Source organism: Terrabacter sp. 01T434 (assembly GCF_056398545.1).
The window spans coordinates 650,697-663,207 of the sequence record NZ_JBFTPP010000001.1; the positions used below are offsets into that span (position 1 = coordinate 650,697).

A 12,511-nucleotide genomic window follows, 5' to 3' on the forward strand; every position below is an offset into this window, starting at 1 on the left:
GCAGTACACACCCCATGATCCGGAGGAAACGTGAGTTCGCTCAAGGTTGAGATGGTTGCCGCCGACCGCAAGGTCTGGGAGGGCGAGGCCAAGTTCGTACGCGCTCGGTCCATCTCGGGCGAGCTGGGCATCCTGCCCGGCCATGCGCCGCTGCTCGGCGTCCTCGTCGAGGGTGAGGTCGCCATCGAGTCGCTCGAGGGCGAGCGTCGCACCGTGACGGTGGACGGCGGGTTCCTCTCGGTCGACTCCGACGTGGTGACGATCGTGGCCGAGCACGTCGACGCCTCGTCACTGCAAACGAACTGAGCTTCGCGTGCCGTCCGCTCTCGTCTCCACCGAGGTCGTGGTCGGCACGCTGGTGGTGGTCGCGGTGGTCGTCCTTGCGACGACCTTCCTCCGTCGTCGCTACATCGCCAAGGGCCTGCCCCTCACCTTGTGCGGCATGCGCCGGTCGCAGTCCGACCGCTGGCGCCTGGGGCTCATCAGGTTCGGCGACAACGCCCTCGAGTGGTACTCCCTCGGGGGCGTCTCCGTGCGTCCGAAGCACCGCTGGCTGCGCCAGCGCCTCCTGCTCGACGTCCCCGAGCTGCTGCGCGGCGGCGACTCGATCCCGTTGCTCCCGGGCGCGAGTCGGGTGCCGTGCAGCGACGGCGACAGCGACTTCGAGCTGGCGCTGCAGGGTCCTGCCTACACCGCGCTGCGGTCGTGGCAGGAGGCCTCGCCTCCCGGCTACAACGTCAACGTCGCCTGACGCCGTGGACGGGGGCCCCGACGTCTCCAGATCGGGCGCGAGAGTCTGGCCGCCGTGTGCCGTATGCCGCGTCCGCCGGGTCAGTGTCGCTTGGCGCGCTCGGGCTTCTCGACCCTGCCGCCGCCGGGCTGCCACAGCACGTCGCCGCCGATGCGCTTGTTGGCGATGCGGGCCAGGATGAACAGCAGGTCGGACAGGCGGTTGAGGTACTTCGCCGTCAGCACGTTGACACCACCGACCGCGCGGGCATCGGTGCCCTCGGCGGCCGGTGCGGTGCCGTGCTGGTCGACGGCCGCCCACGCGGACCGCTCGGCCCGCCGCACGATGGTCGTCGCGAGGTGCAGGTACGCCGAGCCGGGCGTGCCGCCGGGCAGGATGAACGAGCGCAGCTTCTCGACCTGGTCGAGGTAGTGGTCGCAGTCCTTCTCGAGGTCGTCGATCCACGGCTGCTCGACGCGGAGCGGGGGGTAGTCGTAGCTGTGGCGCAACGGGGTCGACAGGTCGGCCCCGACGTCGAAGAGCTCGTTCTGCACCCGCTGCAGGGTGGCCGTCACCTCGTCCGGCAGGTCGCCGCAGGCCACTGCGATGCCGATGGCGGCGTTGGCCTCGTTGGAGTCGGCGTACGCGTGCAACCGGGCGTCGTTCTTGCTGACCCGTGAGAAGTCGCCGAGGCTCGTCGTGCCGTCGTCGCCGGTGCGCGTGTAGATCCTCGTCAGGTTGACCATGGGCCCACTCTCTCACCCTCCCCGCGGAGTCCAGCGGCCGCCCGGGACCCCGCTAGGGTTCAGTGGGTGAGAGAGCGATTCCGCGTCGTCGGTGGCGCCAACCTCGTGGGCGAGGTGGCCGTGGTGGGCGCCAAGAACAGTGCCCTCAAGCTGATGGCCGTGGCCCTGCTGGCCGTCGGACGGACCACCTTGACGAACGTGCCGGCCATCGCCGACGTGACGATCATGGCGGAGCTCCTGCGGCGCCTCGGCGTGGACGTCGACTACGACGCCGCAGCCGGCACCGTGGTGCTCGACGTGCCCGAACGCGTCGGTCACCGCGCGGACTACGAGCTCGTGCGTGCGCTTCGCGCCTCCATCTCGGTGCTCGGGCCGCTCCTGGCGCGGATGGGGGAGGCCGATGTAGCCGTTCCGGGAGGGGACGCCATCGGCTCCCGCGGGCTCGACCTGCACGCGGCGGGTCTCGAGGCCCTCGGCGCCGAGGTGCACGTGACCCACGGTTACCTCGTCGCCACCGCGCCCCAGGGGCTGAAGGGCGCGGACATCCGCCTCGACTTCCCGAGCGTGGGTGCGACCGAGAACATCCTCACCGCGGCCGTGCTGGCGCGCGGCACGACGAGGATCGACAACGTCGCCAAGGAGCCCGAGATCGTCGACATCGCCGAGATGCTCGTGTCGATGGGGGCGTGCATCGAGGGAGCCGGCACGTCCCGCATCGTCGTCCACGGTGTCGAGGCGCTCGCTCCGACCGAGCACGCCGTCGTCTCCGACCGCATCGCGGCCGGCACCTGGGCCTTCGCCGCCGCGACGACCCGCGGCGACATCGAGGTGGTGGGCGGAGTTGCCGACCACCTGCGCGCACCTCTGGGGGCGCTCGAGGGCGCGGGCTGCCACGTCGAGGTCACCGAGCGCGGCTTCCGGATCTCGGCGCTCGAGCGCCGGCCGCGGGCCTTCGACGTCGCGACGCTGCCCTACCCGGGCTTCCCGACCGACCTGCAGCCCTTCGCCCTGTCCTACAACGCCGTCGCCGACGGGTCGGCCATGATCACGGAGAACCTGTTCGAGGCGCGTTTCCGCACCGTCCAGGAGCTCGCGCGACTCGGGGCCGACACCCAGGTCGACGGCCACCACGTCATGACGCACGGCGTGCCGATCCTGTCCGGGGCTCCGGTCGAGAGCAGTGACATCCGCTCCGGGGCGGCGCTCGTGATCGCGGGCCTCGTGGCCGAGGGCGACACCCTCGTCAGCGGCGTGCACCACATCGATCGCGGCTACCCGCGCTTCGAGGAGGCGCTGCGCACCCTCGGCGCCGAGGTCGTGCGCGAGCCTGACGACGAGTTCCGCCTCCACTAGGCGGCCTCGGCATCCCGACAGTCGGCGGGGCTGGCGTGTCCGCTTTGTCGGGAGTGTTGGGACGCCTCCGCGCCATCGTCACGATGTTCGTTTCCCGGACGTATTTTCTTGACCAGTTCTTGACTCCGAAGAGCAACGTTTTCGTCGGCTGAGGCGTCATCATTGGTGACGGCACAGCGTTGAGAGGGGTCCAGATGACGCTGAACACCCACCGTAGGGGTCCGGTCCGAGTGCTCGACGCGCCTGACGGCCACGATGTCATCATCGAGGGGCGTCTCGACGTCCACACGGTGCCAGACATCCGCGACGCGATCCACGCCGTCATCAACCAGGGTCCGGGCGAGCTGCGTCTGCATCTCGGCGGCGCCGAGATCGGCGACGCGACGGGGCTCGGGGTCATCGTGCACCTCCATCGGCGGGCCACGAGAGCCGAGCGTCGGCTGCTGCTCGTCGACGCGAGCGACCGCACGACGCGCCTGCTGCGCGGGTGCCGTCTCGAGCGCATCCTCGCCCCGCGCCACCCGGCGTCGGCGGGCGAGACTGTGGCGCCTCTCACCGCCTGAGCGCCTGCCCACGGCGAGACGCCGCCGCTACCGTCGAGCCATGTCTTCGACGGAGAGCACACAGTCCCCGCCTGCCCGGGTGACGCCCGACCGTCCCTGGGTCATGCGCACGTATGCCGGCCACTCGAGCGCCGCTGCGAGCAACGCGCTCTACCGCCGCAACCTCGCGAAGGGCCAGACGGGCCTGTCGGTCGCCTTCGACCTGCCGACCCAGACCGGCTACGACCCGGACCACGTGCTCTCCCGGGGTGAGGTGGGCAAGGTCGGCGTGCCGATCAGCCACATCGGCGACATGGCAGCACTCTTCGCGGACATCCCGCTGCGCGAGATGAACACCTCGATGACGATCAACGCGACGGCCATGTGGCTCCTGGCGCTCTACCAGGTCGCCGCAGAGCGCCAGGCCGAGGCCGCCGGGGAGGACCCGGCCGAGTGGGTGCACGCCCTGGCCGGGACGACGCAGAACGACATCATCAAGGAGTACCTCTCGCGCGGGACGTACGTCTTCCCGCCAGCTCCCTCCCTGCGCCTCATCACCGACATGGTCGCCTACACGGTGCGCGAGATCCCGAAGTGGAACCCGATCAACATCTGCAGCTACCACCTGCAGGAGGCCGGGGCCACGCCGGTGCAGGAGATCGCCTACGCCATGTCCACGGCGGTCGCGGTCCTCGACGCCGTGCGCGACTCGGGGCAGGTGCCACCGGAGGAGTTCCCGAGCGTGGTGGCCCGGATCTCCTTCTTCGTCAACGCCGGCGTCCGGTTCGTCGAGGAGATGTGCAAGATGCGCGCCTTCGTCGAGCTCTGGGACGAGCTGACCCGTGAGCGCTACGGCGTGACCGAGGCCAAGGCGCGGCGCTTCCGCTACGGCGTCCAGGTCAACAGCCTGGGCCTGACCGAGGCCCAGCCCGAGAACAACGTCCAGCGCATCGTCCTCGAGATGCTCGGCGTGACGCTCTCGAAGGACGCGCGGGCACGGGCCATCCAGCTGCCTGCCTGGAACGAGGCGCTCGGCCTGCCCCGGCCGTGGGACCAGCAGTGGAGCCTGCGCATGCAGCAGGTGCTCGCCTACGAGTCCGACCTGCTCGAGTACGACGACCTCTTCTCGGGGTCGGTCGTCGTCGAGGGCAAGGTCGCCGAGCTCGTCGCGGGTGCCAAGGCCGAGATGGCGCGCGTCGAGGAGATGGGCGGTGCGGTCGCCGCCGTCGAGTCCGGCTACATGAAGTCCGCGCTCGTGGCCTCGCACGCCGAGCGTCGTCGCCGGATCGAGGCGGGCGAGGCCGTCGTCGTCGGTCTCAACAAGTTCGAGACGACCGAGCCCAACCCGCTGACCGCCGACCTCGACACGGCCATCCAGACGGTCGACGCCGACGTGGAGCGGCAGGCGTCCGAGGCCGTACGCCGGTGGCGTGAGACGCGCGACGCCGACCCCGAGCGCCGGGCGCGGGCGTCGGCCGCGATGACGCGGCTCCGCGCCGACGCCGCCTCCGATGCCAACCTCATGGCGGCCTCGCTCGAGTGCGCCCGCGCCGACGTCACGACGGGGGAGTGGGCCGCGGCCCTGCGCGAGCAGTTCGGCGAGTACCGCGCACCCACCGGCGTCTCCGGCTCGGTGGGCGTCGGTTCGAGCGAGCCGGGCGGCGCCCTCTCCCACGTCCGTGAGCTCGTCGCACGCACCGGGGAGGAGCTGGGGGAGAAGCTGCGCATCCTCGTCGGCAAGCCCGGGCTCGACGGCCACAGCAACGGCGCCGAGCAGGTGGCCGTGCGCGCCCGCGACGCCGGTTTCGAGGTGGTCTACCAGGGCATCCGTCTCACGCCCGAGCAGATCGTCGCGGCCGCGGTGGCCGAGGACGTCCACCTCGTCGGGATCTCGATCCTCAGCGGCTCGCACATGGAGCTCGTGCCCGAGGTGCTCCGCGGCCTGCGCGAGGCGGGCGCCGATGACGTCCCCGTGATCGTCGGCGGCATCATCCCCGAGTCTGACGCCACGGCGCTGCGGGCGGCCGGGGTCGCGATGGTCTTCACGCCCAAGGACTTCGGCCTCAACGACATCATGGGCGAGCTGGTCGGTGTGATCCGCACCGCGCGTGGTCTCGCGCCGCTCGAGCCCGCGCCCGCCTGAGCAGGCGTAGCGTCGCAGGTATGAGCGACCTGCAGTGCGCCGCGCGCCTCGTCGTCGTCAACCCGCCGGGCCTCACGGACGTCGCGTGGCTCGCGTCGGCCGTCCACCTCGAGAAGATCCAGGCGGTGTATGCCGCCGACGACGTCCCCGACACGGGCCCCGTCGAGTCGCTCGCCGACGACCTCGGGGTCCCCTCCCACCTCGGTCACGGTGACCTGCACGACGGCTCTCCGGGGCTCGAGGAGCTCGTCGACCGGCACCGGGGCGAGACGGTCGTCGTCGTGCGCGGTGGCGACGACACGGACCCCGTCCTGCTGCTCGTCGACGCGGACGGCACCACCCGGCAGCCGATCGAGGGCCTGTCCTGACGCGTCACCCGGTCGTGGCCGCCCGCGCCGGGCACACGGCATACGCCCGTGACGGGCTCAGAAGAGGCGTGACTCCGCGTCGTCGATGCCCTTGAGAGCGTCGTAGTCGAGGACGACGCAGCGGATGCCGCGGTCCTCGGCGAGGGTGCGCGCCTGCGGCTTGATCTGCTGTGCGGCGAAGACGCCGGTCACGGGCGCGAGGTGCGGGTCGCGGTTCATCAGCTCGAGGTAGCGGGTCAGCTGCTCGACGCCGTCGATCTCTCCGCGGCGCTTGATCTCGACCGCGACGCTGGTGCCGCCCGAGTCCTTGGCGAGGATGTCGACCGGGCCGATGGCGGTCATGTACTCGCGCCGGACGAGCGACCAGCCGTGGCCGAGTGTGTGGATGTGCTCGGCGAGGAGCTTCTGCAGGTGCGCCTCGACGCCGTCCTTGACGAGGCCGGGGTCGATGCCCAGCTCGTGCGCCGAGTCGTGGAGCACCTCGTGGATGTGCACGGTCAGGCGGTCCTCGCTCTTGGCGTGCTGGACGCGCCAGACGGCGACGACCCCCTCGGCGGCCTGGCCCTCGTCGGGTTCGGCCTCGGCCATGGTGCAGGGCGGCGACATCCAGTTGAGCGGCTTGTAGGAGCCGCCGTCACTGTGGACGAGCACCGAGCCGTCGGCCTTGACGACGAGCAGGCGGGTCGCGAGCGGGAGGTGGGCCGTGAGGCGCCCGTCGTAGTCGACGCTGCACCGGGCTATGACGAGACGCACCGGTCCACCCTAGAGGAGGTCGCGTGGGGAGCGTCACGCCCCGGGCGGGTGTGGGCGGCGCACACCCTCTGCGAGACTTTCGCCCATGGCTCGAGAGTTCACCAAGGTCGGCGTCATCGGACTCGGCACCATGGGTGCCGGCATCGTCGAGGTCTTCGCGCGCAACGGCATCGACGTCGTCGCGGTCGAGGTCAGCGACGAGGCGGTAGAGAAGGGCCGGGGCGTGCTCCAGCACTCGACCGACCGCGCCGTCTCCCGCGGCAAGCTGGGCGCCGAGGACCAGGCGGGCCTCCACGCCCGGGTGCAGTTCACGAGCGACATGGCCGACCTCAAGGAGTGCCAGCTCGTCGTCGAGGCCGTGCCCGAGCACCTCGACCTCAAGAAGGACATCTTCGCCAAGCTGGACGCGATCGTCTCCGACGACGCGATCCTCGCGACCAACACGAGCTCGCTGCCCGTCACCGAGATCGCGGTCGCGACGATCAACCCCAAGCGCGTCGTCGGCATGCACTTCTTCAACCCCGCTCCCGTGCTCCAGTTCGTCGAGGTCATCAAGACCGTCATCACCAGCGACGAGATCTTCGAGGAGGTCAAGGCGCTCGCCGAGCGGCTCGGCAAGAAGCCCGTCATCGTCGGCGACAAGGCCGGCTTCATCGCCAACGCCCTGCTCTTCGGCTACCTCAACCACGCCGTCGCGATGTTCGAGAGCAAGTACGCGACGCGCGAGGACATCGACGCCGCGATGAAGCTCGGCTGCGGCTATCCCATGGGCCCGCTCGCGCTGATGGACCTCATCGGGCTCGACACCGCCTACGAGATCCTCGACACGATGTACAAGCAGGGCCGCGACCGGCTGCACGCGCCGAGCCCGATCATCAAGCAGATGGTCAGTGCCGGCCTGAGGGGCCGCAAGAGCGGTCGCGGCTTCTACACGTATGCCGCCCCGGGCAGCTCGGCGGTCGTCGACGACGCCCTGACCCCTCGGGCGCAGGACGGCGCCCACGTGGCAACGCGTCCGATCCGCACGGTGGGCGTGGTCGGGTCGGGCACGATGGCGACCGGGATGGTCGAGGTCTTCGCCAAGGCGGGCCTCGACGTGATCTTCGTGGCGCGCAGCGAAGCCAAGGTCGAGGCCGTGCGCACCGCCCTCGCCAAGAGCCTCGAGAAGGCGGTCCAGCGCGGCAAGGCCACCGAGGAGGGGCGCGACGCGGCGCTCGCCCGGGTGCGCGGCACGACGCGCCTCGAGGACCTCGCTCAGGTCGACCTCGTCGTCGAGGCCGTCGTCGAGGACCTGAAGGTCAAGCGCGCCCTCTTCGAGAACCTCGACGAGATCTGCCGCCCCGGGGCCATCCTCGCCACGACGACGAGCTCGCTGCCCGTCGTCGAGTGCGCGGCCGCGACGAAGCGCCCTCAGGACGTCATCGGCATGCACTTCTTCAACCCGGCCCAGGTGATGAAGCTCGTCGAGGTCGTGCACACGGTCTCGACGGCGGACGACGTGGTGGCCACCGTGCAGGCCCTGTGCGAGACGGTCGGCAAGCACCCCGTGACGTGCGGCGACCGCGCCGGCTTCATCGTCAACGCCCTGCTCTTCCCCTACCTCAACGACGCCGTCAAGATGCTCGAGGCCAACTACTCGACGGCCGATGACATCGACACCGCGATGAAGACCGGCTGCGGCCTGCCGATGGGCCCCTTCGAGCTGCTCGACGTCGTCGGTCTCGACGTGTCACTCGCCATCGAGCGCGAGCTCTACCTCGAGTTCCGCGAGCGCGGCTACGCGCCCGCCCCGCTGCTCGAGCACCTCGTCACGGCCGGCTACCTCGGGCGCAAGACGGGGCGCGGCTTCCGCACCTACGCCTGACACCTACCCTTGGGGCATGCCCTCGCGTCGTCGTCCCAGCAAGCACGCGCGTGAGCACGTGCCGCTCGACGTGACACGGATCCAGGGCGGCTCCACGCGGGAGGAGTCGTATGCCGGCACGCGCTGGACCGTGCGCTCCGTCAGCGGGGCGTCCGCCACGCGTGACTACCTGTGCCCGGGGTGCCAGCAGGACATCCCGCCCGGACTGCCGCACGTCGTCGTGTGGCCCGCCGAGGGCGTGGGCGGCCTCGGGGACCGGCGCCACTGGCACACGGGCTGCTGGCAGCGCCGCGACGCCCGGCCGCCGGGCAACTCCTACCGCTGAGGTCGGGCGGGCTCAGGCGTCGAGGAGCGGTGCGAGCTCGCGGGCGACGAGGCGCAGCGGAGCGGTGTCGTGCTGCGCCCGGGCGAGGACGAGGGTCCCTTCGAGCGCGCACAGCATGAGGGTCGAGAGGGTCTCGGCGCGCCGTCGGGTCCGACCCATCGTCACGAGCGCCTCGGTGATCGGCCGGCGCCACGTCTCCAGGGCAGCCGAGGCCGCCTGTCGGACGGCCGGGTTCGTGTCGGCGCAGTCGACGACGGCGCCGGCGACCGGGCAGCCGCGCTCGAAGTCGCGGGCGTGCAGCTCCGCCGCCCAGTCGTCGAGCATGGCGGTGAAGAGCCGGCTGGGGGAGGGGCGGCGCATGCCCGAGAGGTGCCGGACGACACGCTCGGCGGCCCACGAGCCGGACCACTCGAGCGCCTCGGCGACGAGCTGGTCCTTGCCGCCGGGGAAGTAGTGCTGGAGCGAGCCGCGGGGCGCCCCCGCCTCGGCGACGACGTGACGCAGCCCGGTGGCGGTGACGCCCGCCCGTCGCAGCTGCTGCGCCGTCTCGTAGACGAGGCGTTCGCGGTGTCCGACCGGTCCGTCCGACATCGGCGGCCTCCTGGTTCTGCGTCGACGGCTTTCCCTGAACTATGACATGTGTCATGATCCGAGAGCGACTATGACAGTCGTCATAATCGCCGGAAGGGCAGTGAGGAGGACGTCATGGGACGAGTGGGCTTCATCGGTCTCGGCATCATGGGTGGTCCCATGGCCACGAACCTCCTGCGGGCGGGGACCCAACTGTCCGTGTGGAACCGGTCACCCGACGCGGCGGCGCGGCTGGCACGGCATGGCGCGCGAGTCCTGGACTCGCCGGCGGCCGTCTTCGCCGAGTGTGACGTCGTGCTGCTGATGCTCGCCGACCAGTTCGCCGTGGACACCGTGCTCCGGCGCGGCACGCCCGAGCTCGACGCCATGGTGAGCGGCCGGACCGTCGTCGCCCTCGGCACCACGTCCCCGACCTTCTCGGCGGGTCTCGAGCGCGACGTCGTAGCTGCCGGCGGCCGCTACGTCGAGGCACCCGTGTCCGGCTCCCGGGTGCCCGCGGAGCGTGGCGAGCTCGTGGGCCTCGTCGCCGGTGCCGAGGAGGCGGTCGAGCAGGTGATGCCGCTCCTGCGGGGGATGTGCCGGACGGTGGTGCGCTGCGGACCCGTGCCGGCCGGCCTCGGCACCAAGCTCGCCGTCAACCTCTACCTCTGCACCATGGTCGCCGGGCTCGCGGAGGCCTACCACCTCGCGGCCGCCCTCGACCTCGATCTGACCGCCTTCCAGCAGGTCCTGGACTCCGGGCCGATGGCGAGCGCCGTCTCGACCCTGAAGCTCGCCAAGCTGCTCGCGCGGGACTTCGACGCGCAGGCCGCCGTCCGGGACGTCCACACCAACACCCGGCTCGTGGCCGAGGCGGCGCGCTCAGCCGGCGCGGCGAGCCCGTTGCTCGACGTGACCCGTGAGCTCTTCCGGGCGACGGAGGACTCCGGGGCCGGGGCTCTCGACATGGTCGCCGTCGTGACCGCCCTGGAGCACCGCGACGGGATCGCCCGGACACGGCAGGCTGCCCCGGTGCGCCACGGCAGCTGACGGGGACCGGGTGCCCCGGCTCGCGCTAGCCCGCGGGTCGGGCCGCGAGCACCTGCTCCCGCAGGATGTCGGCGTGCCCGCAGTGCTGGGCGAGCTCGCGCAGCACGTGGAAGTAGACCCAGCGCAGCGGCAGCGGACCCCGGCGGTTGCCCTGCAGCAGGTCGTCGAGCCCGAGCCCGGCCGTGGCCGCGCGCGAGGCATCGCACGCCTCTCGGTGCGCCTGCTGCACCGAGGCCACCGTGTCGCCGTCGTCGAGGACGAACGACTCGTCCGGGGTGGCCGGGATGCCGATCTCGGCTCGCGACCGACAGCTCACCGCCTCGTCGAACCACACCTTCTCGACGAACGTCGCGTGCTTGACCAGGCCGAGCAGCGTCGTCGCCGAGGGCACGAGCGACCGACGGGCCTCCTGCTCGGTGAGCCCGTCGAGCGAGTCGCGCAGGGCCGTCCGGTGCTCGTCGAGGAAGACCTCGAGCTGTACGCGGGCCGGCTGGTCGATGACGTCCTCGGCGAACGTCGGGGGCAGCGTCATGGAGGAGAGCCTGCCACGACGGCCCGAGGCGCGCGCGTCACGGGGGCGACGGCGTACGACTAGTGCCGTCGCTGGCGCGGGACGAGCACCTCCTCGTAGAGCAGCAGGGCGCCCGCGGCGAAGGGGATCGCCAGGAGCGCGCCGAGGATGCCGAGGAGCGCCCCGCCGGCGAGGGCGGCGACGACGGTGACGGCGCCCGGCACGGCCACCGTCCGCTGCATGATGCGCGGCATGACGGCGTAGTTCTCGATCTGCTGGTAGACGATGAAGTAGATGATGACGATGAGCGCCTTCTTGGGCTCGTCGAAGAACGCCACGATCGCGACGACGGACGCGCCGAGGGTCGCACCGACCATCGGCACCAGCCCGAGGAAGCCCACCGCGACGGCGAGCACGGCGGCGAACTTGAGGCCGATGAGGCTCATCATGATCCACGCGCAGAACGCGTTGATGGCCGCGACGGCCACCTGGCCGATGGCATACGCCCCGACCCGGCGCATGACCTCCTCGGCGAGGGAGATGGTGCGTGGTCGCCGGCTCGCCGGGACGACGGCGTAGGCCGCCTGCTTGACGGCCGGGAACGAGGCGAGGAAGTAGAGGGTCAGGACGAGGACGGTCAGGGCGCTGAAGACGCCGGTCGCGATGAGCTTGCCGGCGTCGAGGACGCCGCCGAAGACCCCGGCCCACAGGTTGCCGTCGGCGACCCGCTTGTTGACCTCCTCCTGGATGCGCTGGACGAGGTGGTAGCGGTGGTCGACGTCCTGCACCCACGGGTTGGCCAGGAGGTTGTCGAACATCCGGGGTGCGTTCGTCGTGAGCTCGCTGCCCTGCTCGACGACAGGTGGGATGACGACCCACCCGACGAGCGTGAAGACCGCGAGGACGCCGAGGAAGACGATCGTCACGGCCCAGCCCCGGCGCAGGTTTCGGCGGGTCAGGGCCTCGACGAGCGGGTTGAGCGTGAGCGTCAGGAAGAAGGAGATGACGAGCAGCGTGATGACGGTGCCCAGACGACCGACGGACTGGACGACGGCGTAGGCAGTGAGCACGCCGACGGCGCCGACGAAGCCGACGTAGAACGGCGACTGCCGGTTGAACGGCGTGCCGCTGGGGCCGAAGTCACGGCGCTTGTCCTTGCCCTTTCTGCCGTCGTCACGGCTGGGGGCGCCGGGCCCGGGCGGCGCCGGGGGCGCGGCATCCGCTGGGGGCGGCGCGGGCGGCGCGGGCGGCGCGGGCGACGCGGGCGACGCGGCGACTTCCTCGCCCGACGGCCCCGGGGCGAAGGGCAGGGTGCTCGCGATGAGGTCGGGCTCGGGTGCCCGGTCGCCGGACGCGGCGGGCTCGTCGTACTGCGCCCGCGAGGCCGGCGCGCCGAAGCCGAGGTCACGAGCCCGGAACTCGTCCATCCGGGCGCGCTGGGTGCGGCGGTAGCGCGCCCAGCGTCCCCAGATGCTCACGGTCGCGAGCCTACGTCAGGTGCTGCCGCGCGACCCTTCGGGACCAAGGTCTCTGACCCGGGGCTCGGCCTTCGGGCC

General features: G+C 71.5%; 14 protein-coding genes. 9 read left to right on the forward strand and 5 right to left on the reverse strand.

From position 1 onward, the window contains the following. The first annotated feature begins 30 nt into the window (after nucleotides 1-30). Together AC1DIW_RS03100 and AC1DIW_RS03105 are read left to right on the forward strand one after the other, a co-directional pair. A complete protein-coding gene (locus AC1DIW_RS03100; RefSeq protein ID WP_344255666.1) occupies nucleotides 31-306 on the forward strand; it encodes a F0F1 ATP synthase subunit epsilon in 276 nt (91 codons plus the stop codon). Between the two features lie 7 nt (nucleotides 307-313). Next, entirely contained in the window at nucleotides 314-751 is a 438-nt protein-coding gene (locus tag AC1DIW_RS03105) for a DUF2550 domain-containing protein (RefSeq protein WP_478106416.1), read from the forward strand. 80 nt (nucleotides 752-831) lie between these two features. Here AC1DIW_RS03105 and AC1DIW_RS03110 read toward each other — a convergent pair whose 3' ends face one another. Then, the gene (locus AC1DIW_RS03110; protein ID WP_478106417.1) at nucleotides 832-1,476 is read right to left on the reverse strand and encodes a cob(I)yrinic acid a,c-diamide adenosyltransferase; all 645 of its coding nucleotides are present in this window, start codon (nucleotides 1,474-1,476) and stop codon (nucleotides 832-834) included. 66 nt (nucleotides 1,477-1,542) lie between these two features. Between AC1DIW_RS03110 and murA the strand changes: the two genes are divergently transcribed. From murA to AC1DIW_RS03130, 4 genes are all read left to right on the forward strand, one after another. Beyond that, on the forward strand, nucleotides 1,543-2,829 hold the full coding sequence (murA, locus tag AC1DIW_RS03115; protein ID WP_478106418.1) for a UDP-N-acetylglucosamine 1-carboxyvinyltransferase: 1,287 nt from the start codon (nucleotides 1,543-1,545) through the stop codon (nucleotides 2,827-2,829). A gap of 194 nt (nucleotides 2,830-3,023) precedes the next feature. Next, nucleotides 3,024-3,392, forward strand: a complete 369-nt coding sequence (locus tag AC1DIW_RS03120) for an STAS domain-containing protein (protein ID WP_442280509.1) — start codon at nucleotides 3,024-3,026, stop codon at nucleotides 3,390-3,392. Nucleotides 3,393-3,495: 103 nt separating this feature from the next. After that, a complete protein-coding gene (locus AC1DIW_RS03125; RefSeq protein WP_478106706.1) occupies nucleotides 3,496-5,514 on the forward strand; it encodes a protein meaA in 2,019 nt (672 codons plus the stop codon). Between the two features lie 20 nt (nucleotides 5,515-5,534). Continuing rightward, complete coding sequence (locus AC1DIW_RS03130) at nucleotides 5,535-5,882, forward strand: hypothetical protein (RefSeq protein ID WP_442280510.1); 348 nt, start codon at nucleotides 5,535-5,537, stop codon at nucleotides 5,880-5,882. A gap of 57 nt (nucleotides 5,883-5,939) precedes the next feature. Here AC1DIW_RS03130 and nucS read toward each other — a convergent pair whose 3' ends face one another. Next, nucleotides 5,940-6,635: an endonuclease NucS gene (nucS, locus tag AC1DIW_RS03135; RefSeq protein WP_478106419.1), complete on the reverse strand. Its 696-nt coding sequence runs from the start codon at nucleotides 6,633-6,635 to the stop codon at nucleotides 5,940-5,942. An 85-nt stretch (nucleotides 6,636-6,720) separates the two neighbouring features. Between nucS and AC1DIW_RS03140 the strand changes: the two genes are divergently transcribed. Further along, nucleotides 6,721-8,499: a 3-hydroxyacyl-CoA dehydrogenase family protein gene (locus AC1DIW_RS03140; RefSeq protein WP_478106420.1), complete on the forward strand. Its 1,779-nt coding sequence runs from the start codon at nucleotides 6,721-6,723 to the stop codon at nucleotides 8,497-8,499. A 16-nt stretch (nucleotides 8,500-8,515) separates the two neighbouring features. After that, nucleotides 8,516-8,824, forward strand: a complete 309-nt coding sequence (locus AC1DIW_RS03145) for a hypothetical protein (RefSeq protein WP_442280513.1) — start codon at nucleotides 8,516-8,518, stop codon at nucleotides 8,822-8,824. A 12-nt stretch (nucleotides 8,825-8,836) separates the two neighbouring features. On the opposite strand, the gene AC1DIW_RS03150 is transcribed toward AC1DIW_RS03145, so the two are convergent. Beyond that, complete coding sequence (locus tag AC1DIW_RS03150; protein ID WP_478106421.1) at nucleotides 8,837-9,415, reverse strand: TetR/AcrR family transcriptional regulator; 579 nt, start codon at nucleotides 9,413-9,415, stop codon at nucleotides 8,837-8,839. A gap of 114 nt (nucleotides 9,416-9,529) precedes the next feature. Here AC1DIW_RS03150 and AC1DIW_RS03155 point away from each other — a divergent pair, with 114 nt between their 5' ends. Then, nucleotides 9,530-10,444, forward strand: coding sequence for an NAD(P)-dependent oxidoreductase (locus AC1DIW_RS03155; RefSeq protein ID WP_478106422.1), 915 nt, complete (start codon nucleotides 9,530-9,532; stop codon nucleotides 10,442-10,444). 25 nt (nucleotides 10,445-10,469) lie between these two features. On the opposite strand, the gene AC1DIW_RS03160 is transcribed toward AC1DIW_RS03155, so the two are convergent. Together AC1DIW_RS03160 and AC1DIW_RS03165 are read right to left on the reverse strand one after the other, a co-directional pair. Then, on the reverse strand, nucleotides 10,470-10,976 hold the full coding sequence (locus AC1DIW_RS03160) for a DinB family protein (protein ID WP_478106423.1): 507 nt from the start codon (nucleotides 10,974-10,976) through the stop codon (nucleotides 10,470-10,472). A 59-nt stretch (nucleotides 10,977-11,035) separates the two neighbouring features. Then, the gene (locus tag AC1DIW_RS03165) at nucleotides 11,036-12,433 is read right to left on the reverse strand and encodes an AI-2E family transporter (RefSeq protein ID WP_478106424.1); all 1,398 of its coding nucleotides are present in this window, start codon (nucleotides 12,431-12,433) and stop codon (nucleotides 11,036-11,038) included. Nucleotides 12,434-12,511 lie beyond the last annotated feature (78 nt).

Coding starts and splice junctions, on each gene's coding strand:
- AC1DIW_RS03120 (WP_442280509.1), top strand. CDS start 3,024: ATGACGCTGAACACCCACCGTAGGGGTCCGGTCCGAGTGCTCGACGCG.
- AC1DIW_RS03125 (WP_478106706.1), top strand. CDS start 3,496: ATGCGCACGTATGCCGGCCACTCGAGCGCCGCTGCGAGCAACGCGCTC.
- AC1DIW_RS03130 (WP_442280510.1), top strand. CDS start 5,535: ATGAGCGACCTGCAGTGCGCCGCGCGCCTCGTCGTCGTCAACCCGCCG.
- AC1DIW_RS03140 (WP_478106420.1), top strand. CDS start 6,721: ATGGCTCGAGAGTTCACCAAGGTCGGCGTCATCGGACTCGGCACCATG.
- AC1DIW_RS03160 (WP_478106423.1), bottom strand. CDS start 10,976: ATGACGCTGCCCCCGACGTTCGCCGAGGACGTCATCGACCAGCCGGCC.
- AC1DIW_RS03145 (WP_442280513.1), top strand. CDS start 8,516: ATGCCCTCGCGTCGTCGTCCCAGCAAGCACGCGCGTGAGCACGTGCCG.
- AC1DIW_RS03150 (WP_478106421.1), bottom strand. CDS start 9,415: ATGTCGGACGGACCGGTCGGACACCGCGAACGCCTCGTCTACGAGACG.
- AC1DIW_RS03155 (WP_478106422.1), top strand. CDS start 9,530: ATGGGACGAGTGGGCTTCATCGGTCTCGGCATCATGGGTGGTCCCATG.
- AC1DIW_RS03110 (WP_478106417.1), bottom strand. CDS start 1,476: ATGGTCAACCTGACGAGGATCTACACGCGCACCGGCGACGACGGCACG.